The following is a 19,444-nucleotide window of genomic DNA, read 5'->3' on the forward strand; positions in this document are numbered from 1 at the left end:
TCGGAGACCACCGCCAGGTCCGGCCGGATCATCATGAAGTTCATGCCCTGCCAGATCGAGGCCCGCGGGTAGTCCCAGGCGTAGCCGGAGTCGACCAGGTCCGGGCACCACAGGATCTCCCAGTTGGCGAAGATCTCCGGCACCTGGTCGGGCTTGACCCGCTCCGGGCTGATCACCACCAGGCCCGGCCGCACCAGGGTGATGGTGGTGTCGATGTGGGTGCCGGGATAGACGTCGCGCACCGCGTGCACCCGGTAGCGATCGCCGAGCACCCGCTGCAGCCAGCGCAGCCCGCGGTCGTTGCCGCTGCACGAGACCAGGTACAGGATGTCCTCGCCGACCCGCAGCACGTTTGCCGCGTCGAAGACCGGCTCGTGGTCGTTGAGGATCACCCCGTCGGCCGGCCGGATGTTGTAGGTGTCGTCCAGCAGCTGCGGCTTGGGGGCTGAGATCCAGTTGGCGCCGCTGTCGAAGTACTCGCGCAGCAGGTTGCGGTAGGCGAAGGTCTCGAAGTACCGGGTGCGGTTGGCCATCGGCGTCTCGATGATGGTGTCGCCGATCGGCAGCAGCACGTCGCGCGGGCAGTAGTTGTACTCGCCGTCCGCGGTCCAGTCCGGGGTGGCGAACTGCTTGGTGTGGTCGGTGACCTCCGGCCGGCGCACCGTCACCCCCTCGGACTCCAGCAGCCCGACCAGGCCCTCCAGGTCCTCCCTGGTCTCCTCGATCACCCGGTCGTCGTACGGCCCGGTGGGGATGTCTTCGGGCGTGGCGACGTTCTCGCAGTAGTCCAGGGCGAACAGCCCCCGGTCCGGTGACGGTACCCGGGCGCCGTCGACCACCCCGACGATGACCTCCTCCAGCGGGTCCCACTCGTTGTGGATGTCGACCAGGGACATGTCGCTCCTCTCACACCGGTCCGCCGGGCGGTGGCCGGCCCCTGTCCGGGGACGTCCGGTCACCGCCGGCAGCCGGAAAACACGATGACGGCCAGGTCGTGAGGTTATGGGGAGGCGTTGCAGTGCCCGCTGCAGTGGTTGCCCGGCCGGCGGCATGCACCGGCCGGGCCCCAGAACGTCACCCGTGGAACGGATTCCGGCAATGGATCAATGGTTGATCTGGAACCAGGGCTGCGCCCACCCGGAGTAGGTCTCGCCCCACTTGCTCTTGATCTCGGCGATGGTGGTCTTGGTGAAGGTGCCGCTGCCGGAGATGTCGGTGGACAGGAAGTACCCGCCGCCGATCGAGATCATCACGTGGCCGGCGCCGGTCGAGCCGCCGGAGAAGAACGCCAGGCCGCCGGCCGGCACCACGCTGTCGCCCGGGTACTTGCTGGCCGACGGGATGGCCAGCCAGTGCGCGTGCGCGGTGGTGGAGCCGCTGGCCGACCACCCGTAGGCCAGTGCCATCACGTGGTCGCAGCGCCCGGCGTAGTCGGAGTGGTAGCTGGTGGTCACGTGGTTCTTGGCCCAGGTGACCGCCTCGGCGCAGGTACGCGGGTTGCCGTAGCTGCTCTTGCAGGTCTTGGTGGTGGTGCCGCTGCACAGCGGGGCGACCAGGGTGTCCGAGCCGGTGTAGACGTAGGTGTCGCTGACATAGCCGCCCTTGGCCGGCACGTGGTCCCAGATGTCGGAGGTGCCGTAGGTGCCGGTGACCGTGCTGCCGTAGGTCTGGCAGTCGATCGAGATGCTGGCCCCGTCGGCCAGCGAGCCGACGATGGTGCCGCTGGTGCTCGGCGTCGCCCGGACGTTCAACGGGGTGCCGTTGGTGTTGACGGTGCCGGCGGCGTTGGCCGAGGCGACCGAGAGGGTGGAGATGCCGGCCAGCAGGACGCCGGTCAACGGCACCAGCAGGGCCACCTTGGACAGCAGACGGATTCGGGGCACGCGCACTCCTCGAGGGGGATGGTGGGAGCTGGGAAATTCACCCAGTGCGCGATACTTGTACCATTGGCGGCCAAAGGCCGCTATCCCACGCTACCGGCGCTGCCCTCCGGTGGCACGAAGATCACCAGCACGGTGAGCGCCTCGGTCAGGTCGACGAACCGGTGCGGCTCGCCGGCCGGCACGTAGATCACCGAGGACGGCCCGACCGGCACCCGGTCGGTCGGCGTCTCCAGCTCGGCCCGGCCCGCGATCACCACGTAGATCTCATCCTCGGTGTGCGGCTGCTGCAGGTCGGCGCCGTCCAGCGGGACCGAGTAGGTGCCGACGCTCAGGTGTGTGGTGCGGAAGTTCTCCGCCCAGTGCCGTGGCGCGCCATCGCCCGGCAGGGTGAACCGGCCGGCCTCGGACAGCAGCTGCATGTCGGGTGTTCCCTCCTGACAGATGTGCCGTCACCGTCTCACACCCCGACCAGACCGGTCACCCGGTGGGCTACCGTCGCCGGGGTGAGCGCCACCATCCTCCTCAGCGACGTCAGCGCCGCCTACGGCCCGCGGTGGCTGTTCCGGGGACTGGACCTGGTCGTCGCGCCGGGGGCGGTGATCGGGCTGGTCGGCCCGAACGGCGCCGGCAAGACCACCCTGTTGCGGATGCTGGCCGGCCTCGCGCAGCCCGAGACCGGCTCGATCACCCGGGTGCCGGCCGAGGCCAATGTCGGCTACCTGGCCCAGGAGCCGGACCGGCGGCCTGGCGAGACACTGGCCGGCTTCCTCAGCCGGCGGACCGGGGTGAGCGAGGCGACCGCGCGGATGGAGCGGGCCGCCGCCGCACTCGCCGGCGACGAGCCGGCAGGTGCGGACTACCCGGCCGCGTTCGACCACTGGCTGGCGCTCGGCGGCGCGGACCTGGATGACCGGATCCCGGCGGTGCTGGCCCAGCTGGGCCTGGCCACCGGCCCGCAGGCGCCGATGACCTCGCTGTCCGGCGGCCAGGCTGCCCGGGCGGCGCTGGCCTCGCTGCTGCTGGCCCGCTTCGACGTCTTCGCCCTGGACGAGCCGACCAACGACCTGGACCTGGCCGGGCTGGAGCTGCTGGAGCGGTTCGTCGGCACCCAGCGCGCCGGGCAGGTGATCGTCAGCCACGACCGGGAGTTCCTGGCCCGCACCGCCACCGAGATCGTCGAGCTGGACCTGGCCCAGCAGCAGATCTCGCACTACGCCGGCGGCTACCAGGCCTACCTCGACGAGCGCGCCATCGCCCGGCGGCGGGCCCGGGAGGCCTACGAGGAGAACGCCGAACGGCGCCAGGACCTCCTCGACCGGGCCCGGATGCAGCGCAACTGGCTCGAGCACGGCACCCGCAACGCCCGGCGCAAGGCCGGCAGGGACCCGGACAAGATCAGCCGCAAGTTCCAGCAGGAGAACACCGAGAAGCAGGCGGCCAAGGCCCGCCAGACCGAGCGGCTGCTGGAACGGCTGGAGGTGGTGGCCGAGCCGCGCAAGGAGTGGGAGCTCCGGCTGCAGATCGCTGCGGCACCGCGCTCCGGCACGGTGGTGGCGGTGCTCGACCGGGCGGTGGTGACCCGCGGGCCGTTCCGGCTGGGGCCGGTCAGCCTGCAGGTCGACTGGGCCGACCGGATCGCGATCACCGGCGCCAACGGCAGCGGCAAGACCACCCTGCTGGCCGCCCTGCTGGGACGGCTGCCGCTGGCCGAGGGACGTCAGCACCTCGGGGCCGGCGTGCTGGTGGGCGAGATCGACCAGGCCCGCGGCCTGATCTCCGAGCACGAGACGCTGCCGCAGGCCCTCGGCCGGCTGCTGCCGGACTGGCCGGACGCCGACGTCCGGACGTTGCTGGCCAAGTTCGGCCTGCGGGCCGCGCACGTCGACCGGCCGGCGGGCACCCTGTCGCCGGGGGAGCGGACCCGGGCGGCGCTGGCGTTGCTGCAGGGCCGCGGGGTCAACCTGCTGGTCCTCGACGAGCCCACCAACCACCTGGACCTGCCGGCCATCGAGCAACTGGAGCAGGCCCTGGACAGCTATCCCGGCACGCTGCTGCTGGTCAGCCACGACCGCCGGCTGCTGGACGCGGTCCGGGTCAGCCGGCGGATCGCGGTGGACGCCGGCACGGTGACCGTCGACTGACCGTGGCGGCACGGCGCCGAGACCGCCAGGTGGTCATGCATAAAGGCTCCGTTAGGTAACCTGGACGGGTGCCTTTCGATCCCCACCTGAGCCGCCGGCAGCTCCTGGGCGCGCTCGGCGGCAGCCTGGGCCTGAGCCTGCTGGCTGCCTGCTCCGCCCCGATCGACCCGGTCGGGACCGCGCCGCGGTCCTCCTCCGCCGCCCCGCGGGGCCCCCGCTCGGGGCCGGCGTCGGTGCGTTCCTGGGCGGCCAACCGGGGCACCCCGTTCTGGATCGCGCACCGCGGCGCCGGCGACGTCTATCCCGAGCACAGCCTGCCCAGCTACCGCGCCGCGGTGGACATGGGCGCGCCGTGCCTGGAGGTCAGCGTCAACATGACCTCCGACGGGGTGCTGATCTGCATGCACGACCTGACCTACGACCGCACCACCACCGGCAAGGGCGTGATCGCCCAGCAGTCCTCGGAGGTGCTGGCCAAGATCGGCATCCGGCAGCCGCAGCTGGGCCCGGCCTGGGTGGCCGAGCCGCTGCCGGAGGTGCCGCGGCTGGAGGCGGTGCTCAAGGAGTTCGGCGGCAAGGTGGTGATCTGCCTGGAGGCCAAGGACGACGCGGCCTACCCGTCGATGATGGCGCTGGTGCGCCGGCTCGACCTCTCCGACAGCGTGATCGTCAAGGCCTACTACTCCAGCGTCCGGATCCCGGAGGCCAAGGCGGCGGGGTTCCGGATCTTCTCCTACCTCAGCCCGGCGGACATGAACGAGACGACCATCGCCGCCGCGGCTGCCCGGCTGGACCGCAACGACCTGCTGGTGCTGCCGGCCGACCCCGGCGACTACGTCACCTACTACCCGGACGAGCTGATCGCCGCGGCCAAGGCGCACCGGGTGCCGCTGGTGGTCTACCCGATCCACCGGCGCGCCGATGCCGCGCACTACTTCGAGCTCGGGGTGAGCGGCGCGGTCACCTCCGACTACGGCTACACCAGCACCGGCACCGCCGCCACCAGCTACGACACCTGGTCCAGCAAGCGGATCAGCGCCGGCGAGAAGCCGAAGATGCCCGACAGCAGATCGCTGGCCGGCGCCTGGACCTCGATCAACGAGTTCACCCTGAGCACCGACGACCCCCGGCAGTTCGTCACGCTGGGCCAGTTCTGCCCGATCCCGGCGGCGTCCTCGCAGTACCGGGTGAAGTTCTCCGCAACCTGGAGCCGGCTGCCGGCCGACCCGACGGCCGCCCTGTCGCTGGCCTTCTGCCACGACGACGACCGGTACTACGAGGACGGGATGAGCTTCAGCGAGGGCTACCACGCCACCATGTCGCCGGACGGCACGCTGCGCATCTACCGGCACAGCGCCGCCGCCCCGGACGAGCTGCTCGGCCAGGTCCGCACCCCGTCGGTGCAGGCCGGCCAGTGGGTGTCGCTGCGGCTGGACGTCTCGCCGAAGTCGCTGATCTGGAGCCGCACCGACCTGGCCGACGCCCAGCAGGTGGTGGTGCACGACTCGGCGGCGCGGGGCGGCTACCTGACGATCGGGCGGTCCAGCTCCGACCCCCGGGCGGCGCTGTCGTTGCGCGAGTTCACGGTCGGCTAGCCGGCGTCCGCCGCGGCTCGCGGTCTTATTGCCACTGACTTGCAAGAAGGTCCGGCCCTCGCTAGCGTCGATCCGGGCCGCGGGACGCGGCGGGAAGCGAGCGGAAGCGCGGGGATGACCACAGCAACCCAGCCGGTTCCCGGCCGGACCAGCACCGGCCGGACGCTCAGCTTCAGCCGGGACGAGGTGGGCCGGCTGCTGGCGCTGTTCGGCTTCGTCGCCGCGCTGCACATCGCCGGGTTCGGGTTGTTCTACTACTACAACTCCCAGCCGCAGTTCCACTCGCTCGGCGACGGCAAGGGCAACCTGGTGTTCGCCGGCGCCGCGACGCTGGCCTACGGCTTCGGCCTGCGGCACGCCTTCGACGCCGACCACATCTCAGCGATCGACGACACCACCCGGTACCTGTTGCAGAAGGGCAAGCAGCCGCTCGGCGTCGGGTTCTTCTTCTCCCTCGGCCACTCCAGCATCGTGCTGGCGCTGTCGGTCGCGATCGCCTTCGCCGCCAAGGCGGCCACCCGGTTCCAGGCCAGCTTCTCCGGCACCGGCGGGATCATCGGCACCCTGGTCTCGGCCAGCTTCCTGTACCTGATCGCCGCGCTGAACCTGGCCGTGCTGGTGGGCATCGTCCGGATGTGGCGCAAGGCCAAGGCCGGCCAGTACCAGCCGGAGGAGCTGGACGTGCTGCTGGCCAACCGGGGGCTGCTGAACCGGATCTTCCGCGGCCGCTACAACAAGTTCATAAACCATTCCTGGCAGATGTACCCGGTCGGCATCCTGTTCGGGCTGGGCTTCGACACCGCCACCGAGGTCGGCTTCCTGGGCCTGTCGGCGACCGCCGCGGTCGGGGTGAACGGCAGCGGCGTCGCGCTGCCACCGCTGGCGATCCTGTCCCTGCCGCTGCTGTTCGCGGCCGGCATGTCGCTGATGGACACCGTCGACGGGGTGTTCATGACCAAGGCGTACAGCTGGGCGTTCGTGACCCCGATCCGCAAGATCTACTACAACATCACCACCACCGGGCTGTCGATCTTCGTGGCGTTCGTGATCGGCTCGATCGAGGTGCTCGGGCTCTTGACGGAGAAGCTGGAGCTGTCCGGGCAGCCGTGGGACTTCATCGCGGGCCTGGACATCAACACCGCCGGCCGGGTGATCGTGGTGGTCTTCCTGCTGGCCTGGCTGGGGGCGGTCGCCTACTACAAGCTGGCCAGGGTGGACGAGCGCTACGCCGACGCGGTCGGCGATTCGGCAGCACGGCCAGTCCCTGCCGAGTGACAGACCGCCGTTAGCGCACGCCGCGCGGCCGGAATTGGATGCTGATCCGCGGCCCGACCGGCTTGCCGGTCTTGGGAACCGCGTGCTCCCAGGTGCGCTGGCAGCTGCCGCCCATCACGACCAGGTCGCCGTGGCCCAGGTTGTGCCGCAGCGTGCCGCCGGCCGAGGCTCCGCCGCTCGCGGCCGAGCCCGGGCGGGGGCGCAGCAGCAGCGGCCGGGGTGCGCCGACCGACAGGATCGCCACCATGGTGTCCTCGGTGCGGCCGCGCCCGATCCGGTCGCCGTGCCAGGCCACGCTGTCGCGGCCGTCCCGGTACAGGCAGAGCCCCGCGGTGCGGAACGGCTCGCCCAGCTCGTCGGCGTAGTGCGCGCTGAGCAGATCGCGGGCCTGCTCCAGCACTGGATGGGGGAGCGGTGCGCCCTCGTCGTAGAAGCTCAGCAGCCGGGGGACCGCCACCACCCGCTGGTACATCTCGCGCTCCTCGGCCCGCCAGGGCACGTCGGCGAGCAGGACGTCGAACAGCGCGTCGGCGCCGGTCAGCCAGCCCCGCCGGACGTCGAGCCAGGCGCCGGCGGTCAGCCGCTGCCGGCTGACGGTGCCGCCCAGCGGGCCAAGGGCGATGTCGTCGGTGAGGTCCAGAAGCGAGGCCTGTAGTGCCGCGGACATGGCACCAGGCTACCGCGCGAAATCAAAAGTGTGTTCGAACGGCCTCGAGAAAGCTTCCGGATCGGTCCGGGCCCGGCGGGCGGAGGCAGTAGCGTTGCCAGCCGTGCCGAGCCTCGCCGACGTCCTCGCCGCCCTGGACGGCTGGTACCCGCCGTCGACCGCGGAGTCCTGGGACGCGGTGGGGCTGACCTGCGGCGACCCGGCCGAGCCGGTGCGGCGGGTGCTGCTGGCCGTCGACTGCGTGCCGGCCACCGTCGCCGAGGCAGTCGAGACCGGCGCGCAGCTGCTGCTCACCCACCATCCGCTGCTGCTGTCCGGCGTGCACGGGGTGCCGGCCACCGACCCCAAGGGGGCGCTGGTGCACCGGATGATCCGGGCCGGGATGGCGCACTTCGTCGCCCACACCAACGCCGACGTGGCCGCGGCCGGGGTGTCGCAGGCGCTGGCCGACTGCCTGGGACTGCGGGCGGTCGAGCCGCTGGACCCGGATCCGGCCCCGGCCCTGGACCACCTGACCGTGTACGTGCCGCCGGCCGACTGCGAGCGGTTGATCGCGGCGCTGACCGAGGCCGGCGCCGGCGCGGTCGGCAACTACGACCAGGCCACCTTCACGGTGGCCGGCCACGGCAGTTACCGGCCGCTGCCCGGGGCGAATCCGGCCGACGGCGAGATCGGCGCGCTGACCCGCAAGCCGGAACTGGCGCTGTCGGTGGTGCTGCCCCGGCACCGCCGGGCCGCGGTGCTGGCCGCGATGAGGTCGGCACACCCGTACGAGGAGGTGGCCTTCGTCCTCACCGAGCAGCCCCGGCTGGCCGCCGGCACCGGCACCGGGCGGATCGGGACGCTGGCCGCGCCGACCAGGCTGGCCGAGTTCACCGCCGCCGTCGCGGCCCGGCTGCCCAGCACGATCTGGGGGGTGCGGGCCGCCGGCCATCCGGACCAGCGGGTCGAGACGGTGGCGGTGTGCGGCGGCTCCGGCGCCTCCTACGCCGAGCTTGCCCGGTCCCGCGGCGCCGACGTCTACCTGACCTCGGACTTCAAGCACCACAGCGCCCTGGAGGCGGTCACCGAACGGACCTACCCGGTGGGTAGCCCGGCTGACCTGTCCGCCGTCCCGATGGCGCTGGTGGACGCGGCGCACTGGGCGACCGAGTGGCCGTGGCTGCCGGTGGTCGCCGATCTGCTGCGGGACGAATTCGCCGATCTGGAGACGACCGTCTCGACCAAGGTCACCGACCCGTGGACCATGCATAACTGGCAGACTGACTACCACACCCAGCCCGATCCGACCTTCCCGCCCGCGCCAGAAAGCCGAATCGACGTCCCGTGAAAGCTGATCCCTTCGTCCAACTCCGGCTGCTGGACCTGCAGGCGCTCGACACCATGCTGGCCCAGCTGGCCCACCGCCGGCGCACCCTGCCGGAGCTGGCCACCATCGCCGGCTGCGACCAGCGCGCGGCCGACGTCCGGTCCCGGCTGGTCGACGCCGAGACCTCGCTGGCCGACCTCGCCGGCGAGCAGCGCCGGCTGGAGGCCGACGTCGACACCGTCCGGCAGCGGGCCGAGAAGGACCAGCAGCGGATGGCCGCCTCGGGGGTGCCGGCCAAGGAGATCGCCGGCCTGCAGCACGAGGTCACCTCGCTGGCCCGCCGGCAGGGCGTGCTGGAGGACGAGCTGCTGGAGGTGATGGAGACCCGCGAGACCTCCGAGGGGCAGGTCGAGCAGCTGCGGTCCGAGCTGGCAGGGGTGCTGGCCGACCGGTCGGCCGCCGAGACGGCCCGGGACGCGGCGTACGGCGAGATCGACGCCTCGGCCAGCCAGCGCCAGGCCGAGCGGGCGGAGCTGGCCGGCGGCCTGCCGGCCGACCTGCTGGCGCTCTACGACAAGGTCCGCGAGGTCAACGGCGGGGTCGGCGCGGCGATGCTGCGGCAACGGCGCTGCGAGGGCTGCCGGCTGGAGCTGTCCGGTTCCGAGCTGAGCGCGGTCCGGGCCGCCAAGCCCGAGGACGTGCTGCGCTGCGACAACTGCCGGCGCATCCTGGTGCGCACTCCCGAGTCGGGGCTGTGACCGCGGCCCCATCGAGTGGCCTTCGGGTGGTGGTGCAGGCCGACGGCGGCTCGCGCGGCAATCCCGGCCCGGCCGGCTACGGCGCGGTGGTGCTGGACGCCGGGACCGGTGCTCCGCTGGCCGAGCGCAAGGCGGCCATCGGCTTCGCCACCAACAACGTCGCCGAGTACCACGGCCTGATCGCCGGCCTGGCCGCGGCGGCCGAGCTGGGCGCCACCGAGGTGCGGGTGCAGCTGGACTCCAACCTGGTCATCGAGCAGATGGCCGGGCGCTGGCGGGTCAAGCACGAGGCGATGCGCCCGCTGCACCGGCAGGCCACCGAGCTCGCGGCCGGTTTCGACCGGGTCAGCTACGAGTGGATTCCGCGGGAGCGCAACCGCCACGCCGACCGGCTCGCCAACGAGGCGATGGACGCCGCGGCCGCCTCCGCTCCGGACACTCCTGTTCCGGACACTCCTGTTCCGGCCGCCGAACGGGCCCGGGCGGTGCAGCACCGCGAGCCCGCCGAAGCGGGGCTGCCCCGCGAGCCTGCCGAGGCGGTGCAGGAGGAGTTGCCGGCCGATGTCACCGGTGCCTGGGTGCCGCCGCAGACCACCCCCACCCGGCTGTTGCTGGTCCGGCACGGGGTGACCGCCTACTCCGTGGAACGCCGGTTCGCCGGCCGCTCGGACCTGGAGCTGACCCCGGACGGCCAGCAGCAGGCCCGGCTGGCGGCCGGCCGGATCGCCCAGCTCGGCCCGGTCGACGTGCTGGTCTCCTCGCCGCTGCGCCGGACCCGGCAGACCGCGCAGCAGATCGCCGACCGGCTCGGCCTGCAGGTGCTGATCGAGGACGGCATGATCGAGACCGACTTCGGCGACTGGGACGGCTACACCTACGACGAGGTGCGCCAGCGCTGGCCGGCTGAGCTCGCCCGCTGGCTGGCCGACCCGGCGGTGGCGCCGCCGTCCGGTGAGTCGTTCGAGACGGTGACCCGCAGGGTCCGGCGGGCCCGGGACCGGATCCTGGCCCAGCACACCGGCAAGACGGTGGTCGTGGTCTCGCACGTCTCGCCGATCAAGATCCTGGTGCGGCTGGCGTTGGACGCCCCGGCCACCGCGCTGCACCGGATGTTCCTGGGGCCGGCCTCGATCTGCGCCATCGACTACTACGCCGACGGGCCGGTGTCGCTGCAGTCGTTCAACGACACCGCGCACCTGGCCGGCCCGCCGGTCTGACCCTCAGCTGCCCCAGCCGTTTCAGCTGTCAGCGCAGGTGGAACGGCCCGGCCACCAGCCACAGCACCGCGGCCACCGCGGGGACGATCAGCGGGGTGGACAGCAGTCCCAGCGCATGGAACTCAACCGGCCGCGGCCGGTCCGCGGCAGGCAGGGCGCGCCGCCACAGCAGGGTCGCCAGCGATCCGGGGAAGGTGGCGTTCGGGCCGAGGTTCACCCCGACCAGCACGGCCAGCACCGCCAGTGGGGAACCGGCCACCAGCGGGAGCAGGGCCAGGGTGGTCGGCAGGTTGTTGACCAGGTTGGCCAGCACCGCGGCCAGCAGCGCCAGCGCCAGCGTGGCCAGCAGGCCGGTGCCGGACGGGATCAGCTGGCGCAGCGGGCGCTCGGCTCCGGAGTGCAGCACCCCGGCCACCAGCACGCCCAGGCTCAGCACGAACGCGCAGAATCCGGGACTGGCCGCCCGCACCAGGCCGGCCGGGGTGAGCTGCCCGTGCAGCAGCGCGGGCACCGCCAGCGCCAGCACCCCGGCCAGCGCCGCCCAGGCCGGCGCGATGCCCACCGCCGTGGTGGCCACGAAGCCGGCCACGGTCGACGCCAGCACCACCAGGGCGCCGACCGGCGGAGCGGGCGGCTCGGGCCCGGGCCTGGCCGCCGCCGCCAGGTCCCGGCGGAACGCCAGCCGCAGCGACGTCCAGTCCAGCGTGCAGGCCAGCAGCCAGGGCAGCGTCATCACCGCGGCGAACCTGGCGAAGCTCAGCCCGCTGGCGGTGAAGGCGAGCAGGTTGGTCAGGTTTGACACCGGCAGCAGCAGCGAACCGGAATTGGCCAGGTGCGCGCAGGCATAGCTGTGCGGCCGGGCCGGCACGGCCAGCCGGACGGTGGTGGCCAGCACCACCGGGGTCACCAGCACCACGGTGGCGTCCAGGGTGAGGGTGGCGGTGACCAGCGCGGCGAACGCCACCACCAGCCCGAGCAGCCGGGTCGGCACGCCGCCGCTCAGCCGGGCGGTCACGCTGCCCAGGTAGCTGAACACCCCGGCGTCGGCGCACAGCCGGCCGAAGGCCAGGATCGCGGCCAGGAACGCCACGGTCGGAGCCAGGCCTGCGACGCTGTGCCGGGCAGTAGGCAGGTCGGTGACCCCGACCAGCAGCGCCAGCAGGGCGCACGGCACCCCGACCACTGCCTCGCTGATCCCGCGCGGGCGGGCCACCGCGGCAGCCAGGCACACCGCGAGCAGCGCCAGCCCGGCCGCCAGGGCGAAGCCGCTCACCCGCGCCGTCGTCCGGTGCGAGGGGCTGCCACCCGTCCCACAGTAGTGACGTGCTGTGGGTGTTCTGCCCAATGCTCGGAGCTGACAGCCCGCGTTCCTGGGTATCTCGTATCCGATTCGATCGCCCAGGCATTCGGATCGGATACGAGACCGCCCGCGGATCGGGAACCAGCGGACCTGGCGGTGCCGGCCTGCCGCCGGTCCGGCGCTACCATGGCCTGGCGGCGGACGAGCCGACCGGGCGACCGCGTCAGCCTGCCAGCAGGCTGCCGAGGAAAGTCCGGGCTCCACAGAGCAGGGTGGTTGCTAACGGCAACCCGGGGTGACCCGCGGGACAGTGCCACAGAAAACAGACCGCCGGACGGTCCGGGCGTGCCCGGCCGGCCGGTAAGGGTGAAACGGTGGTGTAAGAGACCACCAGCATCCCGGGTGACCGGGATGGCTCGGTAAACCCCACCCGGAGCAAGGTCAAGAGGTGGCCCGGCGTGCCGGGCCGCTGCGCAGGCGTTCGAGGGCTGCTCGCCCGAGCCTGCGGGTGGACTGCTAGAGCCTGCCGGCGACGGCAGGCCGAGATGGATGGTCGCCGTTCGGAGGGATTCCCCTCCGTCCACAGGACCCGGCTTACAGGTTGGCTCGTCCGTCGCCCTCTCGGCTAGCGTGAAGCCGGACTCCCGACCCGCCGAGGTCGGTCCGACAGGAGGCGCCGATGAGTACCGAGGACCTGACCGGCACGTACTGGTACTGCCAGAAGCACTCCACCGTCGAGCAGTTCGACGGCTGCGGCAGCCACCAGCGGATCGGCCCGTTCGACACCGAGGCCGAAGCTGCGAAGGCGCTGGACACCATCGCCGAGCGCAACCGCCGCTACGACGCCGAGGACGCCGCTTGGGACGGCTGAGCGCAGGGCACGGGTCAGCGCGACCGTCCAAACCGAGTGCCAGAACCGCTTCCTGAGAGTTCAATGAGGGCGTGCTGGTCGAGAGAGACCACCTGCTCGGCACCCTGACCGCGCTCGTCGCGCAGGCCGCCGCCGGACACGGTGGCATGGTCTTCCTGGGTGGCGAAGCGGGCGTCGGCAAGACGTCGCTGGCCCTCGCCCTGGCCGACGCGGCCGGCGACCGGCTCACGGTGCGCCGGGGCGGCTGCGACAACGTGACCACCGCCGACGCGCTCGGCCCGCTGATCGACGCCGTGCCCGAGCTCAGCACCGTGATCGAGGACGAGGCGGAGCTGAACCGGCTCCGGCTGTTCCGCCGGCTGCGGGCCGTGCTGGGCGGGACGCCGACCCTGTTGCTGCTGGAGGACGTGCACTGGGCCGACGAGGCGACGCTGGAGATCCTGCGCTACCTGGGCCGGCGGATCGAGGGCATGCCGCTGCTGGTGCTGGCCACCTTCCGCTCCGACGAGGTGGTCGGCAGCCATCCGCTCACCGTGGTGCTGGGCGACCTGGCGACCGCCCCGGGCGTCCGGCGGGTGCAGCTGGGCCCGCTCAGCGTGGCCGGCGTGTCCCGGCTGATCGAGGCGGCGGGCTCCCCGCTGGACCCCGACCAGGTGCACCGCAGCACCGGCGGCAACGCCTTCTACGTGACCGAGGTGCTGGCCGGCGGCGAGCAGAGCGTGCCGGCCACGGTGCGCGACGCGGTGCTGGCCCGGGCGTCCCGGCTCTCGCCGCGGGCCCGGCAGGTGCTGGCGGCGGCCGCGGTGCTGGGGCCACGGGCCGAGCTGGAGCTGCTGGTGGCGGTGTCCGGCCAGCCCGCGGTGGCGGTGGACGAGTGCGTCGAACGCGGCATGCTGGTCGGCCCCGGTCCGGGCTTGGCGTTCCGGCACGAGCTGGCCCGCCTCGCCGTCGAGCAGACCCTGTCGCCGGCGGTCCGCACCGCGTTGCACACCGCGGCGCTGCGGGCCCTGCTGGCCTCCGGCGGGGACGACCGGCAGCTGGCCCACCACGCCGCCGGCGCCGGGGACCGGGACTGCGTGCTGCTGCACGCGCCGCGGGCCGCCGCCCGGGCGGCCCGGCTCGGCGCGCACCGGGAGGCGGCCGAGCAGTACCGGCTGGCGTTGCGGTTCGCCGATCCCGACGACGCGGCCACCCGGGCCCAGTTGCTCGCGGCGCTGTCCTACGAGTGCTACCTGACCGACCAGCTGCAGGAGGCCTTCGCCGCCCGGCACGCGGCGATGGAGCTGGCCGAGCAGCTCGGTGACACCGCCGCCGTCGGCACGGCCCAGCGCTGGCTGTCCCGGCTGTCGTGGTTCCTCGGCCGCAACTCCGACAGCCGGCGCTACGCCGGGCTGGCGATCCAGACCCTGGAACCGCTCGGCGACGGGCTGGAGCTGGCGATGGCCTACAGCAACCAGTCCCAGCTGGAGATGCTGACCGGCGACCCGGACGGTGCGGTGTCCTGGGGCAACCGGGCCGTGGAGCTGGCCCGCCGGATCGGCGAGCTGATGCCGGAGATCCACGCCCTGAACAACATGGGCACCGCGCTGAGCAGCTACCGTGACCCGCTGGAGGGCGCCACCCGGCTGGCCCGCAGCCTGGACCTGGCGCTGTCCATCGACGCTCACGAGCACGCCGCCCGGGCCTACACCAACCTGAGCGGCACCGCCGTCAACCGCCACCGGTTCGCCGAGGCCGAGCGGCACCTGCGCGCGGGCATCGAGCACAGCACCGAGCGCGGCCTGGACTCCTGGCGGCTGTACATGAGCGCGGTGCTGGCCAACGTCCTGGCCGAGCAGGGTCGGTATCCGGAGGCCGACGAGCTGGTACGCCAGGTGCTGTGCAAGTTCCAGCTGGCACCGACCACCCGGATCCTGGTGACCGTGGTCGCCGGCCAGCTGGCCGCCCGGCGCGGCGAGGAGGCGTCCGGGCTGCTCGCCGAGGCGCTGGAACTGGCCACCCCACCCAGGAGACCCAGCGGCTGGTGCCGGTCGCGGCGGCTCGGGCGGAGGCAGCGTGGCTGGCCGGCCGGCCGGAGCAGATCGTCGTCGAGATCGACCGGGCCTGGCAGGCCGAGCTGCAGTACCCGCAGGCCTGGGATCTCGGCGAGCTCAGCTGGTGGCTGGCGGTGGCCGGCGTGCGCCGCGAGTCGCCGGTGCCGGTTGCCCGGCCGTACGCGCTGATGCTCGACGGCCAGTGGCAGGCCGCCGCCGACGAGTGGCAGGCGCTGGGCTACCCGCTGTGGACCGCGCTGGCGCTGGCCAGGTCACCGCAGCTGGCGGCGGCCCGGCAGGCGCTGGAGCTGGTGGACTCCCTGGGCGCCACCGCGACCCGGCAGGCCATCCTGCGGGACCGGCACGCCGCCTGCCTGCCGGTGCCGCGCGGGCCGCGCACCGCGAGCCTGGCCAACCCGGTCGGCCTGACCGGGCGCGAGATCGACGTGCTGCGGCTGCTGGTCGACGGGCTGTCCAACGCCGACATGGCCGACCAGCTCTTCCTGTCGGAGAAGACGGTGGGCCACCACGTCTCGTCGGTGCTGCGCAAGCTGGGCGAGCCGACCCGCTCGCGGGCGGTGGCGGCCGCGATCCGGCAGGGCCTCGTCACGCCGTAGTGCCGGGTCGCTGCCCGGTTAAGCCCGGTGAATGCCCGAGTCGCTGCCCGGTTAAGCCCGGCCGATGCCCGGTTCGCTGCGGGCCAACTTAGGGAACGCGCCCGATGTGCGCGGCGGCCCGCCGGCGTTGACTTCTTCCTGCGGGCACGGGGCCCGCGGGAACCCGAGAGGAAGCCACACGCAATGGCACTGTTCATGGATGTGCACAACCTGGGCGGCCCGGTGACGGGCGAGGACGTGGCCAAGGCACACGCCGCGGACCTGGAGACCCAGGACGAGCACGGCGTGCACTACCTGCGCTACTGGGTGGACGAGGGCCAGGGCAAGATCTTCTGCCTGGTCGACGCCCCGAGCGCGGAGGCGGCCAACACCGTGCACCGCGAGGCGCACGGCCTGGTCGCCGACGAGATCTTCCAGGTCTCCGAGGGCGAGTGATCGATCCAGCCACCGGGGACGAGTGATCCACCACGGGGTGTGGGCTGGTGTGCGGCTCGGCGCGAGCCGCACGCCAGCCGGCCCAGAATGCGAGAGAGGAACATGTTGTACAACGGGAACGGTGAGCTGGCCCGGCTCAGGCACGCTGACCTGATCCGGGAGGCCCAGCACCACAACCTGGTCCGCGACGCCCGCAGCGTGCGGACCCCGCGGCCCCGACACCTGCTGGCGGTGGCGTTGCACGCCGCCGCGCACCGGATCGAGCCGCGCAGGGCCCGGTTCGCCGCGGAGACCGGCATCCGTCCGGAGCCGTGCGCGATCAGTCCCTGCTGACCACCGGGGCTCGCACTCCTAGCTGTGTGATATCGCCCGGTCCCGACAGCGACCGGGGGATATCACACCCGCGACGGGCCCAGCTGGGTTTCAGTGGTAGCTGTGCTCGGCGCCCGGGTAGGTGCCGGCCTGCACCTCGGCAGCGAAGGCATGGGTGGCCTCGGTCAGCACCCCGGTCAGGTCGGCGTACTGCTTGACGAACTTGGCGGGCTTGCCGTCGGCCCGCAGGCCGGCCATGTCCTGCCAGACCAGCACCTGGGCATCGCACTCGACGCCGGCGCCGATGCCGATGGTGGGAATGGTCAGATCGTGGGTGATCTTCTTGGCCAGGTCCGCCGGCACCACCTCCATCACCACGGCGAAGGCGCCGGCCTCCTGCAGCGCGTGGGCGTCTTCCAGCAGCCGGTGGCCGGCCTCGTCGCCGCGGCCCTGCACCCGGTAGCCGGACAGCGTGTTCACCGACTGCGGGGTCAGCCCGATGTGGGCCATCACCGGGATGCCGGCCGAGCTGAGCAGCTGGACCTGCGGCGCGACCCGGGCTCCGCCCTCGAGCTTGACGGCCTGCGCGCCGCCCTCCTTGAGGAACCGGGTGGCGGTCTCCAGCGCCTGCTCGGGCGAGGCCTGGTAGCTGCCGAACGGCAGGTCCGCGACCACCAGCGCCCGGCTGGAGCCCCGGACCACCGCCCGTACCAGCGGCAGCAGCTCCTCGACAGTGACCGGGACGGTGGTGTCGTAGCCGTACACCACGTTCGCGGCGGAGTCACCGACCAGCAGCACCGGCACGCCGGCACCGTCGAAGATCCGGGCGGTGGTGTAGTCGTAGGCGGTCAGCATCGGCCAGCGGTCGCCGGACAGCTTGGCGTTCTGCAGATCGCGGATGGTGACGCGGCGGGTCGATGTGCCGCCGTAGAGCGGGTCGCTCATGTCGGGTCCTCTGGGTTCCTCGAGGCCGGCACGCCGGTCCCCGGGCGGTAGGTGGACATGTACATGGTGCTCCTGCCCGGTCCGGTTGAAAACCGGGGGAGAGCTTCGTCACCTACTACTCGGACGTCCTAATATTTCTCGGATCGTGCTCTCCGGCGGTCCCACCACGACGACGGCCGGGTCTCAGTCAGCGGCTGGGCCGTGCTCGCGCCAGCGGTTGGTGATCGGCAGCCGCCGGTCCTTGCCGAAGGCCTTGAGGCTGATCTTGGGACCGGGTGGGTACTGCCGCCGCTTCCACTCCGCGGCGTCGGTCATCCGGGCCACCCGGGTCACCAGCTCCTCGTCGAACCCGGCCGCCAGCAGGTCGTCGAAGCCGGCGTCGGAGTCGACGTAGAGCGCCAGGATCCGGTCCAGCAGCTCGTAGTCGGGCAGCGAGTCGGTGTCCAGCTGGCCGGGCCGCAGCTCGGCCGACGGCGGCTTGCTGATCGAGTTCTCCGGGATCGGCGGCTGCTCGCCGCGGCGCACCGCCTCGGCGTTGCGCCAGCGGGCCAGCTGCCAGACCAGGGTCTTGGGCACGTCCTTGATTGGGGCGAAGCCGCCCACCGCGTCGCCGTAGATCGTCGAGTAGCCGACCGACAGCTCGCTCTTGTTGCCGGTGGCCAGCACCAGGTGCCCGTGCTGGTTGGACAGCGCCATCAGCGTGGTGCCGCGCACCCGGGCCTGCACGTTCTCCTCCGCCAGCCCGGTCAGCTTCAGCGACTCCACGAAGGCGCTCACCATCGGCGCGATCGGCACCGTCTGCAGCGGCGCGCCCAGGTTGGCGGCCAGCTGCACCGCGTCGGACAGCGAGTGCTCGGAGGAGTAGTCGCTGGGCAGCGCCACCCCGTAGACGTTCTCCCCGCCGATCGCGTCGGCGGCGATCGCGGCCACCACCGCGGAGTCGATGCCGCCGCTCATCCCCAGCACCACCGAGGAGAAGCCGTTCTTGACGGCGTAGTCCCGGGTGCCGGTCACCAGGGCACCCCACACCTCGGCCTCGTCCGGCACCCGCTCGGCGATGCCGAGCGGCTCGGCCAGCGGGCCGGTGACCGGGACCGGCGGCAGCGGGGCGCGGTAGCGGGCCACCGCCAGCTCGCCGGCCCGGGTGGCGGTGTTGCCGGTGCTGACCGGCAGGTCCAGCTCGACCAGGTACAGCCCCTCGGTGAACTGCGGCGCCCGGGCCAGCAGGGTGCCGTCGGCGTCCACCACGAAGGAGTCGCCGTCGAAGACCAGCTCGTCCTGGCCGCCGCACTGGTTGACGTAGACCACCGCCGAGCGCGCCTCGACGGCCCGGCGCTGCAGCAGCGTCAGCCGGACGTCGTCCTTGTTGCGCTCGTACGGCGAGCCGTTGATGTTGACCAGCAGGCCCACCTCGGCGACCGCGGCGGCGGCGAACGGGCCGCCGTCCTGCCAGACGTCCTCGCAGATGGTCAGGCCGATGTCGAGGTCGCCGAACCGGACCACGGTCAGCTGGTCGCCGGCCTTGAAGTAGCGGTCCTCGTCGAAGACCCCGTAGTTGGGCAGGTGGTGCTTGAAGTAGCGGGCCACCACCTGGCCGTCCTGCAGGAAGGCGGCGGCGTTGCGGGGCCCGCCGTCGGTGTCCAGGTACCCCACCACCACGCCCAGGCCGCCGTGCCCGGCGGCGGCGAGATCGGTAGCCAGCGCGGTCAGCGCCGCGCACGAGGCCCGCCGGAACGACCGGCGCAGCACCAGGTCCTCCGGCGGGTAGCCGGTCAGCGTCATCTCCGGAAAGACCACCAGCTGGGCGCCGGCCGCGGCCGCCTGCCGGACCCGGTCGCGCACCATGGCGCAGTTGCCGTCCAGGTCGCCGACCACCAGATCGACTTGGGCCAGGGCTATCCGCAGGACGCTCACCCCCTCAGTCTGCCGCGTCCGGCGGCCGGCGTCGCGGTCCGGCCGCTGTGATCTGATCCCGTTCGTTTCTGATGTGGTTCTGAGATCGTTTCGTATCGAGCCGTGGCCGCGATGCCTCTGAAAGTAAGTCACAATGGTGGCGCGACGCGGGCCCTCATCCAGCCGGCGGCGG

The 19,444-nt window shown here is 72.6% G+C and carries 18 protein-coding genes and 1 other RNA gene; 12 read left to right on the top strand and 7 right to left on the bottom strand.

Annotated features, from left to right (window positions below; all coding sequences use genetic code 11):
• The 3 genes from VLJ82_RS09375 to VLJ82_RS09385 all read right to left on the bottom strand — a co-directional run.
• On the bottom strand, positions 1 to 896 hold an 896-nt coding region (locus VLJ82_RS09375), incomplete at its 3' end, for an inosamine-phosphate amidinotransferase 1 (protein ID WP_408663075.1).
• 207 nt (positions 897 to 1,103) lie between these two features.
• The gene (locus VLJ82_RS09380; protein ID WP_408663076.1) at positions 1,104 to 1,883 is read right to left on the bottom strand and encodes a hypothetical protein; all 780 of its coding nucleotides are present in this window, start codon (positions 1,881 to 1,883) and stop codon (positions 1,104 to 1,106) included.
• Between the two features lie 80 nt (positions 1,884 to 1,963).
• The gene (locus tag VLJ82_RS09385; protein ID WP_408663077.1) at positions 1,964 to 2,302 is read right to left on the bottom strand and encodes a cupin domain-containing protein; all 339 of its coding nucleotides are present in this window, start codon (positions 2,300 to 2,302) and stop codon (positions 1,964 to 1,966) included.
• Between the two features lie 84 nt (positions 2,303 to 2,386).
• On the opposite strand from VLJ82_RS09385, the gene VLJ82_RS09390 reads away from it, so the two are divergent.
• From VLJ82_RS09390 to VLJ82_RS09400, 3 genes are all read left to right on the top strand, one after another.
• Positions 2,387 to 4,024, top strand: coding sequence for an ABC-F family ATP-binding cassette domain-containing protein (locus VLJ82_RS09390; RefSeq protein ID WP_408663078.1), 1,638 nt, complete (start codon positions 2,387 to 2,389; stop codon positions 4,022 to 4,024).
• Between the two features lie 68 nt (positions 4,025 to 4,092).
• Complete coding sequence (locus VLJ82_RS09395) at positions 4,093 to 5,619, top strand: glycerophosphodiester phosphodiesterase (RefSeq protein ID WP_408663079.1); 1,527 nt, start codon at positions 4,093 to 4,095, stop codon at positions 5,617 to 5,619.
• Positions 5,620 to 5,733: 114 nt separating this feature from the next.
• A complete protein-coding gene (locus VLJ82_RS09400) occupies positions 5,734 to 6,894 on the top strand; it encodes a HoxN/HupN/NixA family nickel/cobalt transporter (RefSeq protein ID WP_408663080.1) in 1,161 nt (386 codons plus the stop codon).
• Between the two features lie 10 nt (positions 6,895 to 6,904).
• Here the strand turns inward: VLJ82_RS09400 and VLJ82_RS09405 are convergent, their stop codons facing one another.
• Complete coding sequence (locus VLJ82_RS09405; RefSeq protein ID WP_408663081.1) at positions 6,905 to 7,561, bottom strand: alpha-ketoglutarate-dependent dioxygenase AlkB; 657 nt, start codon at positions 7,559 to 7,561, stop codon at positions 6,905 to 6,907.
• Between the two features lie 103 nt (positions 7,562 to 7,664).
• On the opposite strand from VLJ82_RS09405, the gene VLJ82_RS09410 reads away from it, so the two are divergent.
• The 3 genes from VLJ82_RS09410 to VLJ82_RS09420 are packed head-to-tail and all read left to right on the top strand — an operon-like array spanning position 7,665 to position 10,845.
• Positions 7,665 to 8,891 carry a Nif3-like dinuclear metal center hexameric protein gene (locus VLJ82_RS09410; protein ID WP_408663082.1) on the top strand — a complete coding sequence of 409 codons (1,227 nt, stop codon included), beginning with the start codon at positions 7,665 to 7,667 and terminating at the stop codon, positions 8,889 to 8,891.
• Positions 8,888 to 9,628: a zinc ribbon domain-containing protein gene (locus tag VLJ82_RS09415; protein ID WP_408663083.1), complete on the top strand. Its 741-nt coding sequence runs from the start codon at positions 8,888 to 8,890 to the stop codon at positions 9,626 to 9,628. Before VLJ82_RS09410 ends, VLJ82_RS09415 begins: the two co-directional genes overlap by 4 nt.
• Complete coding sequence (locus VLJ82_RS09420; protein ID WP_408663084.1) at positions 9,625 to 10,845, top strand: bifunctional RNase H/acid phosphatase; 1,221 nt, start codon at positions 9,625 to 9,627, stop codon at positions 10,843 to 10,845. The genes VLJ82_RS09415 and VLJ82_RS09420 overlap by 4 nt, the downstream gene beginning before the upstream one ends.
• A gap of 28 nt (positions 10,846 to 10,873) precedes the next feature.
• Here the strand turns inward: VLJ82_RS09420 and VLJ82_RS09425 are convergent, their stop codons facing one another.
• Positions 10,874 to 12,118: an SLC13 family permease gene (locus tag VLJ82_RS09425; protein WP_408663085.1), complete on the bottom strand. Its 1,245-nt coding sequence runs from the start codon at positions 12,116 to 12,118 to the stop codon at positions 10,874 to 10,876.
• A gap of 229 nt (positions 12,119 to 12,347) precedes the next feature.
• Here VLJ82_RS09425 and rnpB point away from each other — a divergent pair.
• The 6 genes from rnpB (at position 12,348) to VLJ82_RS09455 (ending at position 16,434) form a co-directional block, all read left to right on the top strand.
• Positions 12,348 to 12,758, top strand: an RNA gene (gene rnpB, locus VLJ82_RS09430) — RNase P RNA component class A.
• A 66-nt stretch (positions 12,759 to 12,824) separates the two neighbouring features.
• The gene (locus VLJ82_RS09435; RefSeq protein WP_408663086.1) at positions 12,825 to 13,016 is read left to right on the top strand and encodes a hypothetical protein; all 192 of its coding nucleotides are present in this window, start codon (positions 12,825 to 12,827) and stop codon (positions 13,014 to 13,016) included.
• A gap of 71 nt (positions 13,017 to 13,087) precedes the next feature.
• Entirely contained in the window at positions 13,088 to 15,238 is a 2,151-nt protein-coding gene (locus VLJ82_RS09440) for an ATP-binding protein (protein ID WP_408663087.1), read from the top strand.
• Positions 15,193 to 15,666 (top strand): helix-turn-helix transcriptional regulator, encoded by a 474-nt coding sequence (locus VLJ82_RS09445; RefSeq protein WP_408663088.1) that lies wholly within the window; start codon positions 15,193 to 15,195, stop codon positions 15,664 to 15,666. The genes VLJ82_RS09440 and VLJ82_RS09445 overlap by 46 nt, the downstream gene beginning before the upstream one ends.
• A gap of 183 nt (positions 15,667 to 15,849) precedes the next feature.
• Complete coding sequence (locus VLJ82_RS09450) at positions 15,850 to 16,101, top strand: DUF4242 domain-containing protein (RefSeq protein ID WP_408663089.1); 252 nt, start codon at positions 15,850 to 15,852, stop codon at positions 16,099 to 16,101.
• A gap of 102 nt (positions 16,102 to 16,203) precedes the next feature.
• On the top strand, positions 16,204 to 16,434 hold the full coding sequence (locus VLJ82_RS09455) for a hypothetical protein (protein ID WP_408663090.1): 231 nt from the start codon (positions 16,204 to 16,206) through the stop codon (positions 16,432 to 16,434).
• Positions 16,435 to 16,524: 90 nt separating this feature from the next.
• Here the strand turns inward: VLJ82_RS09455 and panB are convergent, their stop codons facing one another.
• Together panB and VLJ82_RS09465 are read right to left on the bottom strand one after the other, a co-directional pair.
• Positions 16,525 to 17,358, bottom strand: a complete 834-nt coding sequence (gene panB / locus VLJ82_RS09460; RefSeq protein WP_408663091.1) for a 3-methyl-2-oxobutanoate hydroxymethyltransferase — start codon at positions 17,356 to 17,358, stop codon at positions 16,525 to 16,527.
• Positions 17,359 to 17,541: 183 nt separating this feature from the next.
• On the bottom strand, positions 17,542 to 19,272 hold the full coding sequence (locus VLJ82_RS09465) for an NAD+ synthase (RefSeq protein ID WP_408663092.1): 1,731 nt from the start codon (positions 19,270 to 19,272) through the stop codon (positions 17,542 to 17,544).
• Between the last annotated feature and the right edge of the window lie 172 nt (positions 19,273 to 19,444).

This window comes from Jatrophihabitans sp. (assembly GCF_035474675.1).
In the GTDB taxonomy this organism is placed as follows: domain Bacteria; phylum Actinomycetota; class Actinomycetes; order Mycobacteriales; family Jatrophihabitantaceae; genus Jatrophihabitans_A.